This window comes from Paraburkholderia sp. J94 (genome assembly GCF_905220285.1).
Lineage (GTDB): Bacteria > Pseudomonadota > Gammaproteobacteria > Burkholderiales > Burkholderiaceae > Paraburkholderia > Paraburkholderia tropica_A.
The window spans coordinates 313,445-337,921 of sequence record NZ_CAJMZH010000007.1 but is presented as its reverse complement, the minus strand read 5'-3'; the positions used below and the strand labels follow the sequence as shown (position 1 = coordinate 337,921).

Below are 24,477 nucleotides of genomic sequence, written 5' to 3'. Positions count from 1 at the left end.
GACATCAACGCTCGCACGCCACTACGACGAGCCGTGCCCGGCACCCCGACCCCACAATCAGGAGGCACCATGAGCCAGGCTACGCTCGCCATCAAACTGCACGACCTCGACGACGTGCTGATCGCACGCGGCGCACTCGCCGCCGGTACGATTCTCGCCGATTTCGACGATATTGTTTGCGCCGCCGACATTCCCGCCGCCCACAAGGTCGCCTGCCGCGACGTCGAGCAGGGCGCGCCGGTGCGCCGCTACGGCCAGATCATCGGCTTCGCCACGCAGCCGATCCGCGTGGGCGATCACGTGCACGTGCACAATCTTTCGATCGGCGAATTCGACCGCGATTATGCCTTCGGCGAAGACCTCAAGACCGTCGAGCCCGCGAGCGCACCGCTGACTTTCAAGGGCTTTCGCCGCGCCGACGGCCGCGTGGCCACGCGCAACTATATCGGCGTGATCAGCACGGTCAACTGCTCGGCGACCGTGACGAAACTCGTTTCGCAGCACTTCAGCGCACCGGGCGCGCTCGATGCCTACCCGAACGTCGACGGCATCGTGCCGATCACGCACAGCTTCGGCTGCTGCATCGACCATCACGGCGAAGGCATCGCGCAACTGCGCCGCACGATCGGCGGCTATGTGAAGCATCCGAATTTCGCGGGCGTGGTCATCATCGGCCTCGGTTGCGAGGCGAACCAGATGGGCGCGATGTTTATCGCCGAGGGCGTCGAGCCCGGCCCGCTGCTCGTGCCGCTCGTGATGCAGGAAGAAGGCGGCACGCAGAAGACCGTGGACGCCGCCATCGCCGCCGTGAACACCATGCTGCCGATCGCGAATCAATCGGTGCGCGAGCCGCTGCCGGTTTCGCACATCAATATCGCGCTGCAATGCGGCGGCTCCGATGGCTATTCGGGCATCACCGCCAATCCCGCGCTCGGCGCGGCCGTCGATCTGCTTGTGCGTCATGGCGGCACCGCGATTCTTTCGGAAACGCCCGAGATTTACGGCGCCGAACATCTGTTGACGCGCCGCGCGATCAGCCAGGAAGTCGGCGAAAAAATCGTCGAGCGCATTCACTGGTGGGAAGCCTACGCGGAGCGCGAGAAAGGCAGCATCGACAATAATCCGACGCCCGGCAACAAGGCCGGCGGCCTCACGACGATCCTCGAAAAGTCGCTGGGCGCCGTGGCGAAAAGCGGTTCCTCGCCGCTGATGGGCGTGTATCGCTACGCCGAACCGGTCGATACGCACGGCCTCGTATTCATGGACGCGCCGGGCTACGACCCGATGGGCGCAACCGGTCAGATCGCCAGCGGCGCGAACCTCGTGGTGTTCACGACGGGACGCGGCTCGTGCTTCGGCGCCAAGCCCGCGCCGTCGATCAAGCTCGCGACCAATTCGTCGATGTATCGCCGCATGGCCGACGACATGGACATCAATTGCGGCGACATCATGGATGGCACCGCGAGCGTCGAACAAAAGGGCGAGGAGATTTTCCGCATGATCGTCGAGGTGGCGTCGGGCGGCAAGAGCAAGAGCGAAGCGCTCGGCGTCGGCAACGAGGAATTCGTGCCGTGGATGATCGGCGCGCAGATGTAACGCCGGGCGCGGCCTGTACATGCCGATTCACGTCGATTCACGTCGATTCAGGCCGCGCCCTCGCCTCGCATGAACTTTGAAGAATGAAAACCGGCCGGACGCCCGCGTACATGCGTGCGTCCGCGCCAGAATAAAGCAGGAGACTCAAGGTGAAAATCAAACAGGCCATCGAACGCTTTCCTGGAGGGATGATGGTCATCCCTCTGCTCTGGGGCAGCGTGCTCAATACGTTCGCGCCGCGCGTGCTCGGCATCGGCAGTTTCTCGACGCAGCTCGCGCATGGCGCATTGCCGATTCTCGCGGTGTTCTTCGTCTGCATGGGCGCCGAAATTCAAATTCGCACCGCGCCGCGCGCCTTGCGCAACGGCGCGGCGATCACGATTGCGAAACTCGTGAGCGGCGTGCTGATCGGACTCGTGGTCAGCAAGCTTTTCGGCGCGCAAGGCTTTCTCGGTTTGTCCGGCATGGCGATCATCGCGGCCGTCACCAATGCGAACATGGGACTTTACGCGGCGCTGACGCGGCAATTCGGCGATGAAATGGATCGCGGCGCGCTTGCGGTGCTATCGATTCTCGAAGGCCCGTTCGTGACGATGGTCGCGCTCGGTCTCTCGGGTCTCGCGAAGATTCCCGTGCTCGATCTCGTGGCGACCATCTTGCCGATCGTGATCGGCATGGTGCTCGGCAATCTCGACGCCGATATGCGCAAATTCCTCAAATCGGGCGGCGATCTGCTGATTCCGTTTTTCGCTTTCGGACTCGGCGCGCAAATCAATCTGCACGCGATTCTCGGCGCAGGTCTTTCGGGCATCGTGCTCGGCCTGATTACGCTCGCGGCAGGCGCGGTATTCAACGTGCTGGCTTCGCGGCTGATGGGCGGCTCGGGCGTGGGCGGCATGGCCGCCGCGACGACGGCGGGCAACGCGGTCGCCACGCCGACGGCGATTGCAGCGATCGATCCGCGTCTGGGCGCGCTCGTTTCGGTGGCGACGCCGCAAATCGCGGCCTCGACGATCGTCACGTCGCTACTCGCGCCGTTGATGACCGCCGCTTATGCGCGCTGGCGCGCGAAGCGTGCGCCGCGTGTGGATGCGAATGCGAACGCCAACGCGGTGCCGACTGCGAATGTGCACGCACACGCGGATAGCACGCATTGAATCCAGCCTTGAATTGAAATGAAATGAAGCACGCGCGGCGAACGCGCGTGCCATTCCCTTGCTGACGCATTCGGCCAATTCGAATTAGCCACTCAATTAGCAAGTTAATGTAAGGTGCGCGCGCACCGAGTGCTGATAAACTCCCGTTCACACCGGTTCACAGAACGCAATAAAGCGCACAGCCGGTTGTCGATTACCACGCGGGGTTTATATGTACATTCGCATTCTGGCGATTCTTCTGGTCGCCGCCACGACGCTGGGCCTCTCGGCCTGCAACACGATCGCCGGCTTCGGCCAGGACATCACCGACTCGGCGCGCACGGTCCAGCGCGCACTTTAATACCGGTTTCAGCAATTCCACCACGCAAGCCGCGCGGCGAACGTTCCAGACGTTGCCGCCGGCTTTGTTTTTTGGCGCGCGCGAAAATCGCACGGCCGCTCCGCGACGGCTGAGTTTGTTCGACTCGCTGCGCGCAAGACTTTCACCCGATACCCGAAGATCGACACGCAAAAAAAGCCGGCCCGAAGGCCGGCACGGATCGGTTCCGAGGCTTTGTCGTCGGCACCCGGAACCAGAGAGAAACGTTGTTATGTGCTTATGTGCTACAGGGGGTTCTTTGTCGCGCGCAACTGATCCACGCTGCGCGCTTTCATGACGTTCACGCTGTTCACACCATTCACGCTGCCAGCGCCTTGCGAATCGCCGCCGACAACTCAGCCGGCGCGAACTTCGTGATGTAACCATTCGCGCCCGCGTTGCGCGCGTGCGCTTCGTTCGCGGCGCCCGTGAGCGACGAATGAATGATCACGGGAATATGTTTGAGGCGATCGTCGGCCTTGATCTTGCGCGTGAGCATGAAGCCGTCCATCTCGGGCATTTCCAGATCGGTAATCACGAGCGACACCTTCTCGCGCACCGGCACCTTCTCCTGCGCCGCTTCGTCCGCGATCTTCAGCAGCATTTGCCACGCCATTTCGCCATTCGACGCGATCACGTGCGGCGCTTCGAGCGCCGTGAGCGCCTGACCGATCAGCGCGCGCGCGAAGCCCGAATCGTCGGCGGCAAGAATGCGTCCGCCTGCCGTGCGCAGCGCGTCGCCGACCGCTTCGGGCTTGACGTCCTCGTGCTGTTCCGGGAACACGTCGCGCATCACCTGCTCGACGTCGAGCACCTGCGCGAGACGCGTCTGGCCTCCGCCCGCGTCGATACGCGCGATCCCCGTCACATAGCCCGAGGTGCCGCTCGATTCGGCGCTCAGCACTTCCTTCCATTCGAGGCGGATGATGTCCTCGACCTCCTCCACCGCGAACGCCTGGGTGCCGCGCGAGAATTCGGTGATCAGCAGGATCGCAGGCGGCTTGTCCGACGCCGAACCGATCAGCGAGGCCACGTCGATCACCGGAATGATCTGCCCGCGAATATCCACCGCGCCCACCAGATGCGCGGGCGCACCGGCGATCGGCGTGACTTCCGGCATCGTCACGATCTCGCGGATCTTGAACACGTTGATGCCGTAGAGTCCGCGTCCGGCGCCCGGACGCGCCTCGCCCAGACGGAAAAGCAGGAGTTCTAAACGGTTGTTGCTGGTGAGCGTGGTGCGTTCGTCGACGCCTGGCTGGATCGTCTTCATGGAGTTTGTCTAAGGATTTGCGTCGTATCGGCTGGCGCTCGCCGGGTTGCCCTGCTCATCTGTCCCTGCTCTGCACGACCCTCTATCCGGGATATCGGCAGCGCACGGCGAAGCTTGAATGCGACAAGCTTTCTAGCCACTAACCACGGCTTTCAAAACAAAAACGCCACTCTGTCGAGTGGCGTTTTCCTTCAAACGGCGATCAGGCGATATTCAGCCGAACTTCAGCCCAAATTCACGCGAGTTTCGCGCGCCCCGCTTCCACGAGACGGCGATAACGCGCGAGCGCCCAGAGCGGGAAATACGCGGTATAGCCGTGATACTTCAGGTAGTAAATGCGCGGGAAACCCGGCGCGTTATGCGAGCGATGCCACCAGAAACCGTCGCCGTCCTGCACCGAAAGCAGATACGCAATGCCGCGCTGCACCGACTCCGATTCGTAATCGCCGAACGCCATTTGCGCGAGCAAGGCCCACGCCGTGAAATTCGAGGCGCTTTCGCCGCCGTTGGTACCCGCGAGTTGCGGATCGATATAGCTGTCGTTGGTTTCGCCCCAGCCGCCGTCCGCGTGCTGACGCGCCTTGAGCCACGCAAGCGCGCGCGCGATATACGGCTGCGTCGGATCTTCGCCCGCGAGCGCGAGGCCCGCGAGCACGCTCCACGTGCCGTAGATGTAGTTCGTGCCCCAGCGGCCCCACCAGCTGCCGTCCTCACGCTGCGTCGTCTTGATGTAGTCGATGCAGCGCGCAAGCGACCCACGTTCCTGTTCGCGGCCCGTCACGCCGAAGCACAGCAGCACGCGGCCCGAGACGTCTTCGGTCGGCGGATCGAGCAGCGCGCCGTGATCGGCGAACGGAATCGCGTTCAGATAGAGGCGGTCGCAATCGGCGTCGAAGGCCGCGAAGCCGCCGTTGCGCGATTGCAGCCCGCGCATCCAGTCGAGCGCCAGCGAGACGCGCGCCGCGTAAGGATCGTGGCCCGTCTTGCGCGCTTCGGCGCGGCCCCGGCGATGCAGCATGGCCGCCACCACCGCGCTGTCATCGATGTCGGGGTAGTACGGATTCGCGTACTGAAACGCCCAGCCGCCCGGCGGCACATCGGGCTGCACGTTCTCGATCCAGTCGCCCTTGAGGTCGTCGACCTGACGCGTGGCGAGCCAGTCGTAGGCGCGCGCGATCTGCTCGTCGAGTTGCGCGACCGGCGTGGACGCCCCACGCACTTCACCTGCCATGCCACCCGCGACTTCGCCCGCTTCTTCGGCAGGCACCGCGAGCGCCTGCTCCAGCGCCATCGTGCTCCACGCGGTGTCCCACACCGGCGAGAGGCACGGCTGGCAATACAGGCTGCCGTCCGCGCGCTCGACCAGCAATTTCTCCAGCGCGTTTTCGCAGTCGCGGCGCAGCGCGTGGTCCTCGGGATAGCCGAGCACGTCCATCATCTGGTAGCTGTAGACGATGGGCGGAAAGATGCCGCCCATGCCGTCCTCGCCGTTCATGCGCTCGGCGCACCAGGCTTCGGCGTGACGGATCGCGCGCTTGCGCAGCGCGCCCGGAATCAGCGGCTCGATATGGCGGATCGTGCGGTCGAGCGCGAGAAAGAGCTTGCGCACGCCCTTGCCGCGCGGGAAGTATTCGCGCTCCTGCTCGGGCGGCGTGACGAACAGTTCGGCGATCGAGACCTCGTGCGGATTGCGCGCGCGCGCCTTGAGCGAACAGAGCACGAGCAGCGGCACCATGGTCGTGCGCGCCCAGTACGCGACCTTGTACAGCGAAATGGGCACCCACTTCGGGAACAGCACGAATTCGATCGGCATGAACGGCGTGGCGCGCCACGGCACCTGGCCGAACGTGGCGAGCAGGATGCGCGTGAAGACGTTCGATTTCGCCGCGCCGCCGAGCTTGAGAATGGCTTCGCGCGCGCGCTTCATGTGCGGCGCGTCGGGCGCGTCGCCCGCGGCTTTCAATGCGAAATAGGCCTTCACGCTGGCCGACACATCGGGCGCGCCGTCGACGTAAAGATCCCATGCGCCGTGCGTTTCGAGACGCTGGATCGCGCGCAGATAGCGCGCCATTTTCTCCTGGCGCACGGTGTCGATCTTGCCCATGAAATGCATCATGAGGATGTATTCGGCGGTGATCGTGGCGTCGGATTCCAGCTCGAAGCACCAGCTTCCGTCGGGTGCCTGGCGGCGCGCGAGCGCGTCGCGTCCGCGCACGATGGCGGCGTCGAGCAGCGCCGCGAATGGCAGGTCGGATTTTTTCATGGCGCGAATAATACCATCCGTACGGAATGTTTTGCGCCGACGCCCGCAATGGTAAGATCGGACCATGAAGAATCTCAACGTCAACGCACCGGCGCGCGCTGCCGGACGCGCCGAAGGCGCCACGAAGCCGCGCGCGACCCGCAAGACGCCGGCGCGGAAATCTCCCGAAAACGCCACCGTTATCCCCGCTGCGAAATCCGCTGCGAAAGCTGTTTTGAAGCCCGCCCCGAAATCCGCTTCGAAACCGGCTTCGAAACCGGATTCAAAACCAGCTTCAAAACCCGCGCCCAGGTCCGACGCCCCCGCTTCCGGCACGCGCCGTAAAAAAGCCCCGGCGCAAGTGCGCGCGCAATTGCTGCAAGCGGCCTCCGATATCGCCACCGATCACGGCGTGCAGGCCGTCACGCTCGAAGCCGTCGCCGATCGCGCGGGCGTGACCAAGGGCGCGTTGCAATATCACTTCGTCAACAAGCAAGGACTCCTTGACGCCTTGTTCGAGCAGACGCTCGAACGTTTCGAGGATCAGATGGAAACGCGCCTCGCCGCCGACCGCAAGGACGCGCGCGGTGCCGCTTCGCGCGCCTATCTGCACACCACCATCGACGAAACGAGCCCCGCCGCGAGCACCAACGTGCTGCGCGTGCTGGTCGCGGCGATGATGACGGACCCCGAGATTCGCGAGCGCTATTCCACGCCGATGCGCAAGTGGACGCGCCCCGACCCGCTGCCGCTCGATCAGGCCGCGCGGCTCATGATCTGCCGTCTCGCGGCGGACGGCCTGTGGATCTCCGATCTGCTCGGCTATCAGGACATGTCGCCCGAACTGCGCGACGAAGTCGTGCGCCAGATCGAGCGGATGACGCTGCTCAAGCCGTAGGCGCGCGCGCCGTCGAGGCGCGCGGCACGAGCCTCGGCGCGGACGTCACGCACACCTTCGCCGCGCCCGCCGCCTTCGTGTCCTTCGCATCCTTCGCCACTCTCCCCGCCTGCGCGATCAACTCGCGCAACAGCTTCACCGCCAGCCCCGCCGCTTCCTCCGTCGGCACCGCCACGGTGCTCAGCGCGGGACGCGTTTCGCGCGCCAGTTGAATGTCGGTGATGCCGACCACCGACAACTGGCGCGGCACGTCGAAGCCGAGATCGGCTGCGGCCTGCATCGCGCCCAGCGCGGGCAGATCGTTGGTCGTGAACAGCGCCGTGAGATCGGGATGACGTCCGAGCAACTCGCGCGCGGCCGCGTAGCCGCCCTGCGTGGTGTCGGGCGTGAAAACGGTGGGCGCGGCCGCGCCGTCGAGCCCGGCCGCGCGCATCGCGTCGAGAAAGCCTTCGTAGCGCGCCGCATGAATGCCGGTCGCCTTGCTGCCGACGATCGCGCCCACGCGCCGGTGCCCGAGATCGAGCAGATGGCGCGCCGCCAGCTCGCCCGCAAGCCGGAAATCGACGGCCACGCACGGCAAACCCGGCGGATCGAGCGGCCGCTCCCACATGCAGAGCACAACCGGCGCGCCGCGCGATTCGGTGCGGCGCAGATCGTCGATATCGAGGTTCGCGTTGGCCACGAGCACGCCGCCCGAGAGCGTGCCCGCGATCTGCTCCAGATACGCGCGGCCCGTGTGCGGATCGCCGTCGGTATTGCAGATGATGAGGAATTGCCCGCTGTTGCGCAGCGCGTTTTCGACCGCGAGCGCGAACTCGGGATAGAACGGATTGGCGATGCTCGGCACCATCAGCGCCATGGTGGGCGCGCGGCCCTCCGCCAGCGCACGCGCGGGCAGATGCGGCCGGTAGCCGAGCGCCGCGATCGCCGCCAGCACGCGCTCGCGCGTGGCCTCGCCCACGCGGCCGCGTCCGCGCAGCACGTTGGACACGGTCGCGGGCGTGACGCCGGCATGGCGCGCGACTTCGGCAAGAGTGGGCGTGGGCATGAAAGCTCAATATATGGGAATGCGTTTCAACATTTGCCTGATCGCATCCTGCGACGGCACCATAGACCTCGCATTCAAAACGAATCGGAGACAAGCAACCCGCGATCGCGCCCACGATCGATTTTTTTCGGTTGCCTGATTAAGCGCTTAATCTCCGCTTCGTGTCGATTAAAACATGGAGACGGGACGCATGGCGAGCATTTCCTTGAGAGGTGTGCAGAAGGCGTACGGCGACAACGCGCCAGTGATCCGCGATGTCGATCTGGAGATCGGCAAGAACGAATTCTGCGTGTTTCTCGGACCTTCGGGCTGCGGTAAATCCACCTTGCTGCGCATGATCGCGGGACTCGAAGACGTCACCGACGGCGACGTCTCGATCGGCGGCAAGCTCGTGAACGACGTGCCCGCCGCGCAGCGCGGCGTGGCGATGGTGTTCCAGAGCTACGCCCTCTTTCCGCACATGACGGTCTACGAGAACATGGCCTTCGGCCTGAAGCTCGCGAAAACCCCCAAAACCGATATCGACCGCAAGGTGCGTGAAGCCGCGCGCATTCTGCAGCTCGAAGCGCTGCTCGAACGCCATCCGAAGGCGCTTTCGGGCGGCCAGCGCCAGCGCGTCGCCATCGGCCGCGCGATCGTGCGCGAGCCGGGCGTGTTCCTGTTCGACGAACCGCTCTCGAATCTCGACGCCACCTTGCGCGGACAGACCCGCATCGAAATCGCGCGCCTGCACAAGCAGTTCGCCGAAGCGAGCGTGGTCTACGTCACGCACGACCAGATCGAGGCGATGACGCTCGCCGACAAGATCGTTCTGCTGCACAGCGGTAAGGATACCGAACGATATGGCAGCATCGCCCAGGTCGGCGCGCCGCTCGATCTGTATCACCGCCCTGCAAGCCGCTTCGTGGCGGGCTTTATCGGCTCGCCGCGCATGAATTTCCTGCCCGCGACGGTGACCGGCATCGACACGAACGGCGTGAGCATCCAGCTTGACGGCAGCGGCGAAACACTCACGCTGCCGCGTCAGGGCGCGGCGCTTGCGGTAGGCGCGCCGGTCACGCTCGGCGTGCGGCCCGAGCATCTCGAACCCGTGCAAGAAGGCGCGGCACAGAGCGCGCCTGGCACGCTCGCGCTCACGCGCAAGGTCACGCTCGTGGAAGCGCTCGGCGAGCACAGCTACGTGCATCTGGACCAGCCCGGCGGCACGGTGCTGATCGCCAAGGCGCCGGGCGACGCGCTGCTCGGCTCCGGCGACAGCGCGCATTTCCGTGCGAACGCCGCGCTCTGCCATCTGTTCGCGGAGGACGGCTTCGCCGTCGCGCCGCTCGACACCGTCGAAACCCACGCCTGAATCCCCGCGCGCGTCCACGTTCGCGCGCGCGAACCCAACGAAAGAGGACACCGCAATGCGTCTTGGAGTTTGCTACTACCCCGAGCACTGGCAGGAAGCGATGTGGAAGGACGACGCCGCGCGCATGAAGGCGCTCGGCATCGAGCAGGTGCGCATCGCCGAATTCGCGTGGAGCCGCATGGAGCCGTCGCCCGGCGAATACGACTGGGCCTGGCTCGATCGCGCCGTCGATACGCTCGGCAACGCGGGCCTGAAAGTGGTGATGTGCACGCCCACGGCCACGCCGCCGAAGTGGCTGATCGACCGCCATCCCGAGATTCTGCCCGTGGGCGCGGATGGCCGCGTGCGCGCGTTCGGCTCGCGCCGTCACTATGATTTTTCGTCGCCCGAGTATTACGAAGCGTCGAAGCGCATCTGCGAAGTGCTCGCGCAACGCTACGGCCAGCACCCCGCCGTTGCGTACTGGCAGACCGATAACGAATACGGCTGCCACAACACCGTCGTCAGCTATTCGCCCGCCGCCGTGAAGCGCTTCCGCGAATGGCTCAAGGCGCGTTACGGCAGCATCGGCGCGCTCAATACCGCGTGGGGCGCGGTGTTCTGGAGCATGGAGTACCGCAGCTTCGACGAAATCGACGCGCCCATCGGCACCGTCACGGAAGCGCATCCCTCGCACCGGCTCGACTATCGCCGCTTCGCCTCCGACGAAGTGCAGCGCTACAACCGCATGCAGGTCGATATCATCCGCGCGCATTCGCCGGGCCGTCCGATCGCGCACAACTTCATGCAGCTGTTCACGGAGTTCGATCACTACAAGGTCGCCGCCGATCTCGACGTGGCCGCGTGGGACAGCTATCCGCTCGGCGCGCTCGAAGAACAGTGGTACGCACCTGAAGTGAAGGCGCGTTATCTGCGCACGGGCCATCCCGACTTCGCGTCGTTCAATCACGATGTGTATCGCGGCATGTCGAAGCTGCCGTTCTGGGTCATGGAGCAGCAGCCCGGCCCCGTCAACTGGGCGCAATGGAATCCCGCGCCGCTGCCGGGCATGGTGCGTCTGTGGAGCTGGGAAGCGTTCGCGCATGGCGCGGGCTGCGTATCGTATTTCCGCTGGCGTCAGGCGCCGTTCGCGCAGGAACAGATGCACGCAGGCCTGAACACGCCGGACAATCGCCTCGATATCGGCGGCAGCGAAGCCGCGCAAGTGGCCGAGGAAATCCGCAAGGTGCTCGCCGATTCAGCAAGCGATGCGAATGCGCAGGTCAAAACGCCCGTCGCGCTCGTGTTCGACTACGAGGCGAAGTGGCTGTTCGAAGTGCATCCGCAAGGCGCGGACTTTCACTATCCGCGCTTCGCCGTGGAGTATTACTCGGCGCTGCGCTCGCTCGGTTTCGACGTCGATATCGTCTCCGTCCATGCGCCGCTCGACGGCTACAAACTCGTGGTCGTGCCGCCCTTGCCCGTCGTGCCCGACGACTTCGCGCAGCGGCTCGCGCAATCGGGCGCGCAGGCGATCATCGGTCCGCGCACCGGTTCGAAGACCGTCGATCTGCAGATTCCCGCCAACCTGCCGCCGGGCCCGCTCGCGTCGCTCTTGCCGGTGCGCGTCTGGCGCGTGGAATCGCTGCGTCCCAACGTGACCGAGCCGGTCGAATTCGGCACGCAGACCGGCCACGCGCGTCATTGGCGCGATCTGATCGAACTGAACGACGCCAGCAAGGACAGCGCGAGCGAAGTCCGCGCGCGTTTCGCCGACGGCCATCCCGCTTACGTGAAGCACGGCGCGGTGCACTATCTCGCGAGCCTGTTCGACGAAGCGGCCACGCAGGCGCTGTTCGCGCGCATCGCAGCGGAGGCGGGGCTCGATGCCGCACCGCTCGGCGACGCCGTGCGCGTGAGCCGTCGCGGCGGCCTCGCCTGGGTCTTCAACTACGGTCCCGGCACGCATACGATCGACGCATCGGTGCCCGACAATGCTTTCGTGATCGGCACGCGCGCGGTCGGCCCGCAAGGCGTATCCGCGTATCGCATCGCATCCTGAACGCAATATCAGTGCAACATAATCGACCTATAACCGGCAACACTGACAACGACGTAAAACCAAGGAGACAGGCCATGACCATGCAACCCCGCACCCTGTTCGTCGCCGTCGCGCTCGCGGCAGCGGCGTTCACGGGCGCGCTCGCGACCCCGGCGCACGCCGGCACGCTCGAAGTGAATATCGCGTTCAAGGGCGCGAGCCAGCGCGCCGTGTGGACCCAGGTGATCGACGCGTTCAAGAAGACGCACCCCGGCACGGACGTGAAGGTGTCGTTCGTCGACGAGGAAGCGTACAAGGTGCAGTTGCCGAACTGGCTCACGACCGCGCCGCCCGACATCGTGAACTGGCACAACGGCGAGCGCATGGCCTTCTACGCCAAGCGCGGCCTGTTCGAAGACCTGAGCGGCGACTGGCAGAAGAACGGCTGGGACACGATGTACGCATCGACGAAGGAATCGTCGACGTACAACGGCAAGCAGTACGCCGCGCCGACGGTCTATTACTCGTGGGGCATGTTCTATCGTAAGGACCTGTTCCAGAAGGTCGGCATCGCGAACGAGCCGAAGACCTGGAACGAGTTTCTCGACGACTGCAAGAAGCTCAAGGCCGCCGGCATCACGCCGATCGCCGTGGGCGGACGCGATGCCTGGACGCTCGCGGGCTGGTTCGATTATCTCGACCTGCGCCTGAACGGCAACAAGTTCCACCAGCAGCTCATGGCCGGCGAAGTGCCGTACACCGATCCGCGCGTGAAGAAGGTCTACACGACGTGGAAGCAGCTGATCGACGCGGGCTATTTCATCGATAATTCGCTGTCCTACGATCTCGACGCCGCGCAGCCGTTCCTGTTCCAGGGCAAGGCCGCGATGATGCTGATGGGCACCTTCATCACGGGCGGTTTCAGCCCGGCGGTGAAGCAGCAGATGGGCTATTTCCAGTTCCCGATCATCGACTCGAACGTGCCGACGGCCGAAGACGGTCCGGTCGAATCGCTGCATATTCCGGCCAAGGCGAAGAACAAGGCCGACGCGCACGCGTTCCTCGCCTTCGCGGAAACGCCTGAAGTGGGCGCGCAACTCGCCAAGGGTCTCGGTTCGTTGTCGGCCAACAGCAAGTCGCCGGAACCGGAAGACGCGATCTCGAAGATCGGCTTCCAGATTCTCGCGAACACGAAGGGCGGCATCGCGCAGTTCTACGACCGCGACATGACCAAGGAAATGGCCGACGAAGGCATGAAGGGCATGCAGCAGTTCATGGCCGATCCCACGAAGATCGATTCGGTCCTGGCGCAGCTCGAAGACGCGCGCAAGCGTATCTACAAGAAGTAAGCTTCAATGGCGGCGGCGCGCGCGACGGACATGCGATGGACGCATGACGCGCGCGCCGCCTCATGATTCGCTCTGGAGGTTTGAGGTGGTTCGCCCCGTGACTTCAACGATCCGTGCCTCGCACGACACGCCCAACGCGTCCGGCCCATCGGGCGCATCGAGCAACGGCCACGCGAACGCGCCGCGCGCCGCGCTGGCCAGCCGCCCGCCCCGCCGCATCTCGCCGACCGCGCGCCGCCAGCGCCGCGCCGCGTGCCTCTTTCTCGCGCCCGCCTGCATCATGGTCGCGATCTACGTGGTCTGGCCGATTCTCTCGACGATCCGCCTCTCGTTCTACAACTGGGACGGCATGAGCGACGCGAGTTTCGTCGGCCTCGCCAATTACATCGAACTCTTTCATGCGCCCACGTTTTATACCGCGCTGAGAAACAACGTCATCTGGCTCGCGTTCTTTCTGCTTGCGCCGCCGATGGGTCTCGCCATCGCGCTCTATCTGAACCAGGCGGTGCCCGGCATCCGCCTCGTCAAGTCGCTGTTCTTCGCGCCGTTCGTGCTCTCGGGCGTGGTGGTCGGCCTCGTGTATTCGTGGTTCTACGATCCCACCTTCGGCCTGCTCGCGCTGCTGCTCGGCCACGGCGTTCCCGTGCTGGGCGATCCGCATTACGCCACGCCGGGCATCATCTTCGCGGCGCTGTGGCCGCAGACGGCCTACTGCATGATTCTTTACCTCACGGGCCTCACGACGCTCAACAGCGAGCAGATCGAAGCCGCGCGCATGGAAGGCGCGAAGGGCTGGTCGCTGCTGTGGCACGTGATCCTGCCGCAACTGCGGCCGACGACCTTCATGGCCGTGGTGGTGACGATCATCGGCGCGCTGCGCAGCTTCGACCTGATCTCCGTGATGACGGGCGGTGGCCCGTTCGAAAGCTCCACGGTGCTCGCGTACTACATGTACGACCAGGCCATCAAGTATTACCGGCTCGGCTATTCCGCCGCGATCGCCGTCGTGCTGTTCGCGATCATGCTGCTCTATATCGTCTATCACCTGCGCCGTCTGCTGCGCAACGAGCACTGATCGAGCCAAACCGAGGACACGCTCATGTTTCCGATTCCCGTCGACAAATGGAAGCCCGCGCCGCGCCGGCTCTACAAGCTCTCGCTGCCGATCGCGCTCGTCATCTGGCTGCTGCCGATGCTCGCCGTGCTGATGACCTCCGTGCGTTCCACCGACGAACTCAACGAAGGCAATTACTGGGGCTGGCCCAGGCACTTCGCGATGTTCGACAACTATCGCGAGGCGCTCACCGCCTCGCCGATGCTGCATTACTTCTGGAACAGCGTGCTGATCACCGTGCCTTCGGTGGTCTGCGCGATCGCGCTCGCGGCGATGGCCGGTTTCGCGCTCGCGATCTATCGCTTTCCCGGCAATTCGGCGCTGTTCGCGACCTTCGTCGCGGGCAATTTCGTGCCGATTCAGGTGCTGATGATTCCGGTGCGCGACCTCACGCTCAAGCTCGGGCTCTATAACAGTGTGGGCGGGCTGATCCTGTTCCATCTGTCGTTTCAGACCGGCTTTTGCGCGCTATTTCTGCGCAACTTCATCAAGCAGTTGCCGTTCGAACTGGTGGAGGCGGCGCGCATCGAAGGCGCGAACGAATGGACCGTGTTCTTCCGCATCATCCTGCCGCTGATCCGCCCCGCGCTCGCCGCGCTCGGCATTCTGGTGTTCACGTTCGTCTGGAACGACTACTTCTGGGCGCTGTGCCTCACGCAAGGCGACGACGCCGCGCCGATCACCGTCGGCGTGGCCGCGCTCAAGGGGCAATGGACGACGGCGTGGAATCTGGTGTCGGCGGGCTCGATCCTCGCGGCGCTGCCTTCGGTGGCGATGTTCTTCGCGATGCAGAAGCACTTCGTGGCCGGGCTGACGTTTGGGGCGACGAAGGGGTGAGGGAGTGAGGGAGTGAAACGCGCGCGCGGCGCTCCTACTTCGCCGCGATCGTCACCGCCGCGCCCGCCATCGCAAGCGCGCTGCCGCGATTGGCGGCGCGCACCATGCGGCGGCTCGTGAGCAGGCCGCGTGCGCGCGTGGCGAACAGCGCCCAGCTCAGGTCGATGGCGATCAGCACCGCGAGCATCGTGAGCACCAGTTCCGACCAGGCGAGCACGCCGACGCGCGAGAGATCGACCATGGTCGGCAGCAGCGCCATATAGAAAATCATGATTTTCGGATTGCCCAGCGTGACCGCCATGCCCGCGAGGAACATGCGCAGCGGCGAACGCCTTTCCGGCAAGCTCTCAGCCTGAAGCTCGGCGGGCGCGCGCCACATCTTCACGGCGAGAAACAGCAGATAGCCCACGCCCGCGATCTTGAGCGCCAGAAAGCCCAGCGCGAAGGTCTGCGCGAGCGCCGCGAGCCCGGCCACCGCGCAGGTCAGCCAGATCGCCTCGCCGATCCACATCGCCGCCAGAAACGGCAGCACGTCGCGAAAACCGCTCGTCAGCACGCGCGCGACGAGCGCCGCCACGCTCGGCCCCGGCATGCCCGCGATCAAGGCCAGAGCCAGCGCAAACGCGCTCAGACTGGAAAACGCCACGAAAGTCTCCTGTTCGATGCCGCCCGACAGGGACGGATGCGCGTTGAATGGGGGGCCGAATGCGGGTCCACCGCGGCCCGCGCAAACCGGCCCAACCCGCGCTACGGACTTTACGGACTTGACAGCGCCGAAAGCCCGCAAAAACAGCAGTTTAGCGCGCAGAGGCGAAGCGCTCGCCACGCGCGCGCACGCAAAACCGCGAAGCCCGGCGCGCCGCCGTGTAAACTGCTGCCTTTTTTGCCTGTTGTGGTATGGTCCCTCCCCCGCAAGGACCGGCTAAGCGCACGTCGCTGAGCGGTCCGGCCCTCGTTCGCATTCTGGCGCGTCTCGGTGAAACCGAGGTGCTCGCGTCGGAGCAGCCGCTCGCGGACCGGCTGAGCCAATGGCTCGGCTGGACCGACGCGATCGCGCTCTCGACGGTGCTGTCCGCGCCCGCCGCCACAACGGCGGCGGCGGCGGCCGCGGGCGCTCGCACGAACGGCGCCGACGAGGCGCAGCGCGGTCTCGAACTGCGTTCCGCGCTCTCGAAGGCGATTGCCTGCGACGCCCTGCTCGCGCCCGCGAAGCGCGCGCTGCGCGGCGCCGCGCTCGCGCATTCGCGCACGCAGATCGCGCAAGCGCCGGACACGCCCGAAATGGACGCCGATTTCACGCTCTATCGCCAGTGCTACCTCACGCTGCAGCAGAAGATGGAGAGCGATATCGGCGACCTGCGCGCGCGGCTGCGCAGCCGCCTCGCCGCGCAATCGGCACCGATGGCGAAGCTCGCGACGCTCGACGCCGCCATGGAGCGCTCGCTCGCCGCGCGCGAACGCAGCCTGCTCGGCACGGTGCCGGGCCTGCTGGGCGCGCATTTCGAGCGTCTGCGCAAGGCCGCGAAGGCGGCACAGGCCGAAGCCGAGGCCGCGCAAGCCGCAGAAGCCGCAGAAGCCGCAGCAGTGAAGACTGCACCAGAAGCACAGGACGCCAAGGAAGCACAGGAAACCCAGGCGGCGCCGCAAACCGTGGCCCAGCCAGCACAATCAGCATCATCAGCGCAAGCCGCAGAAAACGCGGCGACCCCGGCGAAAGCCGCCGCTGAATCGCCCGCCAGGCCACCCGCCGCGCGCGCCGCGCCCGGCCCGCAAGCCTGGCTCGACGCGTTCCGCAAGGATATGCAGAGCGTATTGCTCGCCGAACTGGATGTTCGGTTTCAACCGGTCGAAGGACTCATCGCGGCCCTTCGCGCCCGCTAACCCAACCACTATGTCCAGACTTCGAATCGATCTCGTTGTTTTCCTCGCCGGTCTCGCCGCAGTGTGCTGGATCGCCGCCGGCTACGCCGCCACGAACACGCCCGCGCTCGCCGTCACCGTGCTGATCGGCGCCTTCTACGTGGGCGGCGCGCTCGAACTGCATCGCTACCGCAAGGCCACCGCGACGCTCGCCCAGGCCGTCAGCGGTCTCGCGAAGCCGCCCGCCTCGCTCGGCGGCTGGCTCGACACGCTGCATCCGAGCCTGCGCAGCGCCGTGCGCGCGCGCGTCGAAGGCGAGCGCGCCGCGCTGCCCGGCCCGTCGCTCACGCCCTATCTGGTCGGCATGCTGGTGCTGCTCGGCATGCTCGGCACGCTGCTCGGCATGGTGAACACGCTGCGCGGCACCGGTGCGGCGCTCGACGGCGCCACCGATCTCGACGCCATCCGCGCCGCGCTGTCCGCGCCGATCCGCGGCCTCGGCTTCGCGTTCGGCACCTCGATCGCGGGCGTGGCCAGTTCGGCGATGCTCGGCCTGCTCTCCGCATTGTGCCGACGCGAGCGCATCGAAACCGCCCAGCGCCTCGACGCGCAGGTCGCCACCGCGCTGCGCCCCTTCTCGCACGCGCATCAGCGCGAGGCCAATTTCGCGCTGATGCAGCGCCAGGCCGAAGCGATGCCCGCACTCGTCGAACGCCTCGACGCGATGATGCAGGCCATCGAACGCCAGGGCAGCGCGCAGGGCGAGCGTCAGCTCGCGAGCCAGCAGGCCTTCCTCGGCAGCGCCGAAGCGACCTACACGCGTCTCGCGGCGTCGGTTGGCGAAGCGCTGAAGTCGAGCGCGGCCGAAAGCGCGCGCGCCGCGGGCCAGGCGTTCGCGCCGGTCGTGGAAGCGACGATGGCCGGTCTCGCGCGCGAAAGCGCCGCGCTGCACGGCACGCTCACGCAAGCGGTCGAGCGCCAGCTCGACGGCCTCACGGCGGGCTTCGAAGCCAACACGGCGCGCGTCGCCGGCATCTGGACCGACGCGCTCGCGGATCAGCGACGCTCGGGCGAAACGCTCGCGCGCGATCTGCACGACGCGCTGGAGCGCTTCAACGCGAGCTTCGAGACGCGTTCGGCGAGCCTGCTGCAAGACGTGACGACGCGTCACGCGAGCGCGAACGCTGAAGTCTCGCAAGCCTGGCACGACGCGCTCGCGCGTCAGGAACGCGCGGGCGAAAAGCTCGCGGGCGACAACCAGCAGGCGCTCACGCAGGCGGCGGCGACCTTCGAACAGCACGCGGCGGCGCTGCTGCGCGCCGTCAACGACGCGCACGCCGAACTGCAAACCCAACTGGTCGCGCGCGACGAGACGCGTCTCGCGGCGTGGACCGACACGCTCGGCGCGATGGGCGCGACGCTGCGCGACGAATGGCAGACGGCCAGCGCGCAGGCGACGCAGCATCAGCAAGCGATCTGCGCGACGCTCGAACAGACCGCGAACGCCATCGCCGCGCAAACGGGCACGCACGCGAACAGCGCCATCGCCGAAATCGCGCGCGCGGCCGAGTCGGCTTCCGCTGCGTGGCAAGCGGCGAGCACGCAGGCGGCGGACAAGCAGCAGGCCGTGTACGACGCGCTCGCGAAGACCGCGGGCGACATCGCCGCGCACGCCGAGGCGCATACCAACAGCACGATCGCCGAAATCACGCGCACGGCGCAGGCCGCTTCGCAGGCGTGGCAGACGGCGAGCACGCAGGCGGCTGAGCGTCAGCAGTTCATTTGCGATGCGCTCGCGAAAACCGCGAACGATATCGCCACGCAAACCGAAGCGCATGCGAGCGGCACGATTGCCGAAATCGCGCGTGCCGCTGAAGCGAATGCGAACGCATGGCAAGCGGCGAGCACGCAAGCCGCTGAGCGTCAGCAATTCATTTGCGACGCTTTGGCGAAAACCGCGAACGAAATCGCTACGCAAACCGAAGCGCACGCAAGCGGAACGATTGCCGAAATCGCACGCGCCGCTGAAGCGAATGCGAACGCATGGCAAGCGGCGAGCACGCAAGCCGCTGAACGTCAGCAATTCATTTGCGACGCTTTGGCGAAAACCGCGAACGATATCGCCACGCAAACCGAATCGCACGCAAGCGGCACGATTGCCGAGATCGCACGCGCCGCTGAAGCGAACGCGAACGCGTGGCAAGCGGCGAGCACGCAAGCCGCCGAACGTCAGCAGTTCATTTGCGACGCACTCGCGAAAACTGCGAACGATATCGCTACGCAAACCGAATCGCACGCAAGCGGCACGATTGCCGAAATCGCACGCGCCGCTGAAGCGAACGCGAACGCATGGCAAGCGGCGAGCACGCAAGCCGCCGAACGCCAGCAGTTCATTTGCGACGCTTTGGCCAAAACCGCGAACGACATCGCCACGCAAACCGAATCGCACGCAAGCGGAACGATTGCCGAAATCGCACGTGCCGCTGAAGCGAACGCGAACGCGTGGCAAGCGGCGAGCACGCAAGCCGCCGAACGTCAGCAGTTCATTTGCGACGCGCTCGCGAAAACCGCGAACGATATCGCCACGCAAACCGAATCGCACGCCAACGGCACGCTCGCCGAAATCGCGCGTCTCGTCGATGCGAACGCCGCCGCCTGGGAGCGCGCGAGCACGCACGCCACGGAACGCCAGCAGGCGATCTGCGACGCGCTCGCGCAGACCGCCACCGACATCGCCACGCAAACCGAAGCGCATGCGAACGGCACCATCGCCGAAATCGCGCGCCTCGTCGCAGCCGCGTCGGAAGCGCCGCGCGTGGCCGCCGAAGTCGTCGCCGAACTGCGCCAGAAGCTCTCCGAGAGCATGGTGCAGGACACCGCGATGCTCGAGGAGCGCGGCCGCCTGCTCGCCACCGTCACCACGCTGCTCGACGCCGTGAACCACGCGAGCACCGAGCAGCGCACCGCCATCGACGCGCTCGTGCAAACCTCGTCGGGCCTCATGGAACGCGTGGGCGCGCGCTTCGACCAGCAGGTCGAAACCGGCGCGCAGACGCTCGAAGGCGCGGCGGCCCAGGTCACGGGCAGCGCCGTCGAAATGGCGAGCCTCGGCGACGCGTTCGGCCAGGCCGTGCAGCACTTCGGCGAATCGAACGACAAGCTGACGACGCAACTCCAGCGCATCGAAACCGCGCTCGACAAGTCGCTCGCGCGCAGCGACGACCAGCTCGCCTACTACGTCGCGCAGGCGAAGGAAGTGATCGATCTGAGCCTGCTCTCGCAGAAGCAGATCGTCGAGAACCTGCAGCGCCTGAGCCTTCAGGCAGGAGCTGAAGCCGCATGAACGACGAGATCGACGGCGGCGCGGAGCCGACCGCGCCGGTCTGGGCCGCGTTCGGCGACTTGATGGCGGCGCTGCTGGGCGCCTTCGTGCTGATCCTCGTGGGCGTGATCGGCATGCAGCTCGAAGCGTCGTCGAAGCTCGCCAGCGAGGTCAAGCAGCGGCAGATCGAAACGCAGCGCCGCAAGACGCTCGAACAGGCGCTCGCCGGGCCGCTCGCGGCCGGACGCGTGACGCTCGTGAACGGGCGCATCGGCATCAGCGGCAATGTGCTGTTCGCGCTGAACTCCGATCAATTGCAGCCCGAGGGCCGCGAACTGCTCAAGAGTCTCGCGGGGCCGCTCGCCGCGTATCTGCGCGACCGCGACCAGATCCTGATGGTCAGCGGTTTCGCCGACGACCAGCAGGTGCATGCGGGCAATCACCGCTTCGCCGATAACTGGGAACTGTCCGCCGAACGCGCCTTGACGGTGACGCGTGCGTTCATCGACGCGGGCGTGCCCGCGCGTTCGGTGTTCGCGGCGGCGTTCGGCTCCGAGCAGCCCGTCAGCTCGAACGCCGACGAAGCGGGCCGCGCGAAGAACCGGCGCGTGGAAATCGCCGCCGTGCCGCGTCCGGCCAGCTCGGCCGCGCCCGCGGCGAAAGCTCATGAGTGACGGCACGCCCATCGTCGCGTCCGCGCGCTCGACGCTCGACGTGTGGCGCGAGCAAGGCGCGGACCGGCTCGACACCGTGCGCTATGCGCTGATCGACGCGCTCGAAAAACGCGCGAGCGCCCATGAAGGCGCGGCTCGCACCGTGCTCGACGCGCGCATCGATACGCTGATCGCCGACTACGCGGCCAAGGTCGAACAGGCTGCCTCGCAGCACGCGCGCGCCGACGATGTGGCCACGCAGGATCCGCAGCGCGCGTTGGCGTCGCTCGCGGCCGACGCGTCTCGCGACGCGCGCAACGGCCCGCCCGCCGACCTGCTCGATTATTTCCGCGACGTCTGGTCGAAACTCAGCGCGGACCAGCAGGTGCAGCAGTCGCTCGACCAGGTGCCGAAGAACGCGGGCCCGCTGAATTCGAGCAGCCTCGTGCATCGCGCGCTGCTGCTGATGCGCGAACTGTCGCCCGGCTATCTGCGCCAGTTCCTCGCGTATGCCGACGCGCTGTCGTGGATCGAAGACCTCAACGGCGGCGCGGCGCCGGCCGCGAAGGAAGCGCCGCGCGCGAGCGCCGCGAAGAAAACCACGCGCAGCCGCGCGAAATAAGCACAAGAAAACACGAGGCGGGGCGTGTCTCACAACACGCCCCGCCTCGCTCATGCTTCATCAATCATCCGCGAAAATTAGTTCGGACTCTGAACCGAATGCCGCAAGGATTCCGCGCGCGCCTTACGTCCGAGCAGCAGCGTGACCGCTGCCGACACCGCCAGCGTGCCCGCCACCACGTAGAGCCCCGCGCCGTAACTGCCCGTGCTCTGCTTGAGCCAGCCAATCACCGAAGGCCCGACGAAACCGCCCAGATTGCCGAGTGAATTGATCATCGCGATACCCGCCGCCGCGCCCGCGCCGGAGAGGAACGCGCTCGGCATCGCCCAGAGCGGCGCCTTGGCCGCGCTGATGCCCACGTTCGCCAGCACCAGCGCCGCCACGATCGCGACCGTGCCGTTCGCGCCCGCCGCCAGCACGAAGCCCACGCAGGCGAGCAGACACGGCAGCACCACATGCCACGTGCGCTCCTGCTTGCGATCCGAATGGCGCGCCCACCACACCATCGCCACCACGGCGGCCACGCTCGGAATGCCCGTGAGCAGACCGGTTTCGAGCGGGCTGTAGCCGAACTGGCGCACGATCAGCGGCGCCCAGATGCCGAGCGTATAGAGCCCCGCCGAGGTGCCGAAGTAAATCAGCGCCAGCGCGAGCACGCGCGGATTCGCGAGCGCCGCCAGCGCGCCGGTGTGGCCGTGCTGCGCGTGGCGCGCGCTCGCCTCGTCGTCGAGCTTGCGGATGAGCCAGGCCTTTTCGTCGGCGTCGAGCCACGCGGCCTTCGCGGGCGCATCGGTCAGGAAACGCAGCACCGCGAAGCCGAGCACGACCGCCGGCAGCGCTTCGAGCACGTAGAGCATCTGCCAGTCCGCGAGACCGAACATCGGCTTGAGCTGCATGATCGCGCCCGAGAGCGGCGAACCGATCGCCGTCGAAATAGGCGCGGCGGCCATGAACCATGCGGCGGCCACGGCGCGCTGACGCGTCGGGAACCACTGGCTCAGATACAGGATGATGCCGGGAAAGAAGCCCGCTTCCGCCACGCCGAGCAGGAAGCGCAGCGTGTAAAAACTCGCAGGACCGCTAACGAGTGCCGAGGCGGCGCTCACGATGCCCCACGTCACCATCACGCGCGCGATCCAGATGCGCGCGCCCACGCGGTGCAGGATGAGATTGGACGGCACCTCGAACAGAAAGTAGCCGACGAAGAACAGACCGCCGCCCAGACCGAACGCCGCCGACGACAGGCCGATGGCCTTGTTCATCGACATCGCGGCAAAACCCACGTTGACGCGATCGAGAAAGCTCACGAAATACAGCAGCATCACGAACGGAATGATGCGCCACATGAGTTTGCTCGACACGCGTGCTTCGAGATCGCGTTGCATGTGTCTCCTCCTTGGAGGCGCGGCGCGTGTGATGCACCGCGTTTTTTGAATCGGCGCGCGCGTGTGATCTGTTTAATGGGCGCGCGCCGTCAGGCGCTGAATTTGAGCGCTGAATTCAAGCGCTGAATGGGCGTTATTTCACGCCGCCACCGCCACCTTTTCGATCAGTGCGCATACGGCGTCGGTCACCTGCTTCGTGGTGGCCTTGCCGCCCAAATCGCCGGTATGCAGCGCGGGATCGGCGGTCACCTGTTCGATCGCATGCATGACCTGTTGCGCGGCCGCCTGCTCGCCCAGATGTTCGAGCAGCATCACGACCGACCAGAATGTGCCGACCGGATTCGCGAGGCCCTTGCCCATGATGTCGAAGGCCGAACCGTGAATCGGCTCGAACATCGACGGATAGCGCCGCTCGGGATCGATATTGCCGGTCGGCGCGATGCCGAGGCTGCCCGCGAGCGCGGCGGCGAGGTCGCTCAGAATATCGGCGTGCAGATTGGTGGCGACGATGGTGTCGAGCGTCGCCGGGCGATTGACCATGCGCGCCGTGGCGGCATCGACGAGTTCCTTGTCCCACTTCACGTCCGGGAATTCGGCGGCGATCTGATGCGCGATCTCGTCCCACATCACCATCGCGTGGCGCTGCGCGTTGCTCTTGGTGATCACCGTGAGCAGCTTGCGCGGACGCGACTGCGCGAGCCGGAACGCGAAGCGCATGATGCGCTCGACGCCCGCGCGCGTGAGGATCGACACGTCGGTGGCCGCCTCGATCGGATGGCCCTGATGCACGCGTCCGCCCACGCCCGCGTATTCGCCCTCGGAGTTTTCGCGCACGATCACCCAGTTCAGATCGTCGGGGCCGCAGCGCTTGAGCGGCGCGTCGATGCCGGGCAGGATGCGCGTCGGGCGCACGTTCGCGTACTGGTCGAAGCCCTGGCAGATCTTCAGGCGCAGCCCCCAGAGCGTGATGTGATCGGGCACGTCGGGGTCGCCCGCCGAGCCGAACAGAATGGCGTCCTTGTCGCGGATGTGGTCGAGGCCGTCGGCGGGCATCATCACGCCGTGGGCGCGGTAATAATCGGCGCCCCAGTCGAAATCCTCGAACTCGAAGGCGAAGGCGCCTTCGCCTGCGTGGCCGCGATGCGTGCGCGCGAGCGCCTCCAGCACCTGCTTGCCCGCGGGCACGACCTCCTTGCCAATGCCGTCGCCGGGAATGGTTGCGATGCGATACGTCTTCATGGTGTGCGTCTCCGCGTGATTCGAATAGTGTGGAAACGACTCTACACACGCTGGCGCTTTGCAACCGCCTCCAAACTCAAAGCATCTTTAACTTCGATTCACAGATGCGGATCGGGTCGCGAATCGCGCTGCGGATCGGGCCGCGATGCGCGA

At 66.0% G+C, this 24,477-nt stretch carries 20 protein-coding genes; 14 read left to right on the top strand and 6 right to left on the bottom strand.

Features of this window, described 5'->3' with window-relative positions; all coding sequences use genetic code 11:
- Window positions 1-69: 69 nt before the first annotated feature.
- The 3 genes from U4Y88_RS17410 (at window position 70) to U4Y88_RS17400 (ending at window position 3,093) form a co-directional block, all read left to right on the top strand.
- Complete coding sequence (locus tag U4Y88_RS17410; protein ID WP_224011392.1) at window positions 70-1,596, top strand: UxaA family hydrolase; 1,527 nt, start codon at window positions 70-72, stop codon at window positions 1,594-1,596.
- 149 nt (window positions 1,597-1,745) lie between these two features.
- Window positions 1,746-2,753 carry a 2-keto-3-deoxygluconate permease gene (locus U4Y88_RS17405; protein WP_321785323.1) on the top strand — a complete coding sequence of 336 codons (1,008 nt, stop codon included), beginning with the start codon at window positions 1,746-1,748 and terminating at the stop codon, window positions 2,751-2,753.
- Between the two features lie 211 nt (window positions 2,754-2,964).
- The gene (locus tag U4Y88_RS17400; protein WP_290371081.1) at window positions 2,965-3,093 is read left to right on the top strand and encodes a hypothetical protein; all 129 of its coding nucleotides are present in this window, start codon (window positions 2,965-2,967) and stop codon (window positions 3,091-3,093) included.
- Window positions 3,094-3,430: 337 nt separating this feature from the next.
- Here the strand turns inward: U4Y88_RS17400 and U4Y88_RS17395 are convergent, their stop codons facing one another.
- Both U4Y88_RS17395 and shc read right to left on the bottom strand, forming a co-directional pair.
- On the bottom strand, window positions 3,431-4,384 hold the full coding sequence (locus U4Y88_RS17395; protein ID WP_224011394.1) for a chemotaxis protein CheV: 954 nt from the start codon (window positions 4,382-4,384) through the stop codon (window positions 3,431-3,433).
- A gap of 235 nt (window positions 4,385-4,619) precedes the next feature.
- Entirely contained in the window at window positions 4,620-6,659 is a 2,040-nt protein-coding gene (gene shc, locus U4Y88_RS17390; protein WP_415774456.1) for a squalene--hopene cyclase, read from the bottom strand.
- Window positions 6,660-6,695: 36 nt separating this feature from the next.
- On the opposite strand from shc, the gene U4Y88_RS17385 reads away from it, so the two are divergent.
- Together U4Y88_RS17385 and U4Y88_RS17380 are read left to right on the top strand one after the other, a co-directional pair.
- Complete coding sequence (locus U4Y88_RS17385; RefSeq protein WP_321785319.1) at window positions 6,696-6,971, top strand: hypothetical protein; 276 nt, start codon at window positions 6,696-6,698, stop codon at window positions 6,969-6,971.
- Complete coding sequence (locus U4Y88_RS17380) at window positions 6,862-7,524, top strand: TetR family transcriptional regulator (RefSeq protein ID WP_415774455.1); 663 nt, start codon at window positions 6,862-6,864, stop codon at window positions 7,522-7,524. The genes U4Y88_RS17385 and U4Y88_RS17380 overlap by 110 nt, the downstream gene beginning before the upstream one ends.
- On the opposite strand, the gene U4Y88_RS17375 is transcribed toward U4Y88_RS17380, so the two are convergent.
- Window positions 7,514-8,572: a LacI family DNA-binding transcriptional regulator gene (locus U4Y88_RS17375; protein ID WP_310632017.1), complete on the bottom strand. Its 1,059-nt coding sequence runs from the start codon at window positions 8,570-8,572 to the stop codon at window positions 7,514-7,516. The two genes, U4Y88_RS17380 and U4Y88_RS17375, sit on opposite strands and share 11 nt — an antisense overlap.
- A gap of 190 nt (window positions 8,573-8,762) precedes the next feature.
- Between U4Y88_RS17375 and U4Y88_RS17370 the strand changes: the two genes are divergently transcribed.
- The 5 genes from U4Y88_RS17370 (at window position 8,763) to U4Y88_RS17350 (ending at window position 15,243) form a co-directional block, all read left to right on the top strand.
- Entirely contained in the window at window positions 8,763-9,923 is a 1,161-nt protein-coding gene (locus U4Y88_RS17370; RefSeq protein ID WP_321785315.1) for a sn-glycerol-3-phosphate ABC transporter ATP-binding protein UgpC, read from the top strand.
- A gap of 55 nt (window positions 9,924-9,978) precedes the next feature.
- Window positions 9,979-11,964: a beta-galactosidase gene (locus U4Y88_RS17365; RefSeq protein WP_321785313.1), complete on the top strand. Its 1,986-nt coding sequence runs from the start codon at window positions 9,979-9,981 to the stop codon at window positions 11,962-11,964.
- A 74-nt stretch (window positions 11,965-12,038) separates the two neighbouring features.
- Window positions 12,039-13,292: an ABC transporter substrate-binding protein gene (locus U4Y88_RS17360; protein WP_415774452.1), complete on the top strand. Its 1,254-nt coding sequence runs from the start codon at window positions 12,039-12,041 to the stop codon at window positions 13,290-13,292.
- Window positions 13,293-13,335: 43 nt separating this feature from the next.
- Complete coding sequence (locus U4Y88_RS17355) at window positions 13,336-14,367, top strand: carbohydrate ABC transporter permease (protein ID WP_415774451.1); 1,032 nt, start codon at window positions 13,336-13,338, stop codon at window positions 14,365-14,367.
- A 24-nt stretch (window positions 14,368-14,391) separates the two neighbouring features.
- On the top strand, window positions 14,392-15,243 hold the full coding sequence (locus U4Y88_RS17350; RefSeq protein WP_065057895.1) for a carbohydrate ABC transporter permease: 852 nt from the start codon (window positions 14,392-14,394) through the stop codon (window positions 15,241-15,243).
- Between the two features lie 34 nt (window positions 15,244-15,277).
- Here U4Y88_RS17350 and U4Y88_RS17345 read toward each other — a convergent pair whose 3' ends face one another.
- On the bottom strand, window positions 15,278-15,889 hold the full coding sequence (locus U4Y88_RS17345) for a LysE family translocator (RefSeq protein WP_321785309.1): 612 nt from the start codon (window positions 15,887-15,889) through the stop codon (window positions 15,278-15,280).
- Window positions 15,890-16,140: 251 nt separating this feature from the next.
- Between U4Y88_RS17345 and U4Y88_RS17340 the strand changes: the two genes are divergently transcribed.
- From U4Y88_RS17340 to U4Y88_RS17325, 4 genes are read left to right on the top strand one after another with little or no spacing between them, the layout of a single operon-like run.
- Window positions 16,141-17,124 carry a DUF3348 domain-containing protein gene (locus tag U4Y88_RS17340; protein ID WP_321785307.1) on the top strand — a complete coding sequence of 328 codons (984 nt, stop codon included), beginning with the start codon at window positions 16,141-16,143 and terminating at the stop codon, window positions 17,122-17,124.
- Window positions 17,125-17,134: 10 nt separating this feature from the next.
- Window positions 17,135-20,446 carry a DUF802 domain-containing protein gene (locus U4Y88_RS17335; protein ID WP_321785305.1) on the top strand — a complete coding sequence of 1,104 codons (3,312 nt, stop codon included), beginning with the start codon at window positions 17,135-17,137 and terminating at the stop codon, window positions 20,444-20,446.
- Window positions 20,443-21,099 carry an OmpA family protein gene (locus U4Y88_RS17330; protein WP_310630849.1) on the top strand — a complete coding sequence of 219 codons (657 nt, stop codon included), beginning with the start codon at window positions 20,443-20,445 and terminating at the stop codon, window positions 21,097-21,099. The genes U4Y88_RS17335 and U4Y88_RS17330 overlap by 4 nt, the downstream gene beginning before the upstream one ends.
- Entirely contained in the window at window positions 21,092-21,700 is a 609-nt protein-coding gene (locus U4Y88_RS17325) for a DUF2894 domain-containing protein (RefSeq protein ID WP_321785303.1), read from the top strand. The genes U4Y88_RS17330 and U4Y88_RS17325 overlap by 8 nt, the downstream gene beginning before the upstream one ends.
- A gap of 77 nt (window positions 21,701-21,777) precedes the next feature.
- Here U4Y88_RS17325 and U4Y88_RS17320 read toward each other — a convergent pair whose 3' ends face one another.
- A complete protein-coding gene (locus tag U4Y88_RS17320; protein ID WP_321785301.1) occupies window positions 21,778-23,085 on the bottom strand; it encodes an MFS transporter in 1,308 nt (435 codons plus the stop codon).
- A 138-nt stretch (window positions 23,086-23,223) separates the two neighbouring features.
- Window positions 23,224-24,324, bottom strand: a complete 1,101-nt coding sequence (locus tag U4Y88_RS17315; RefSeq protein ID WP_321785299.1) for a tartrate dehydrogenase — start codon at window positions 24,322-24,324, stop codon at window positions 23,224-23,226.
- Window positions 24,325-24,477: the final 153 nt, after the last annotated feature.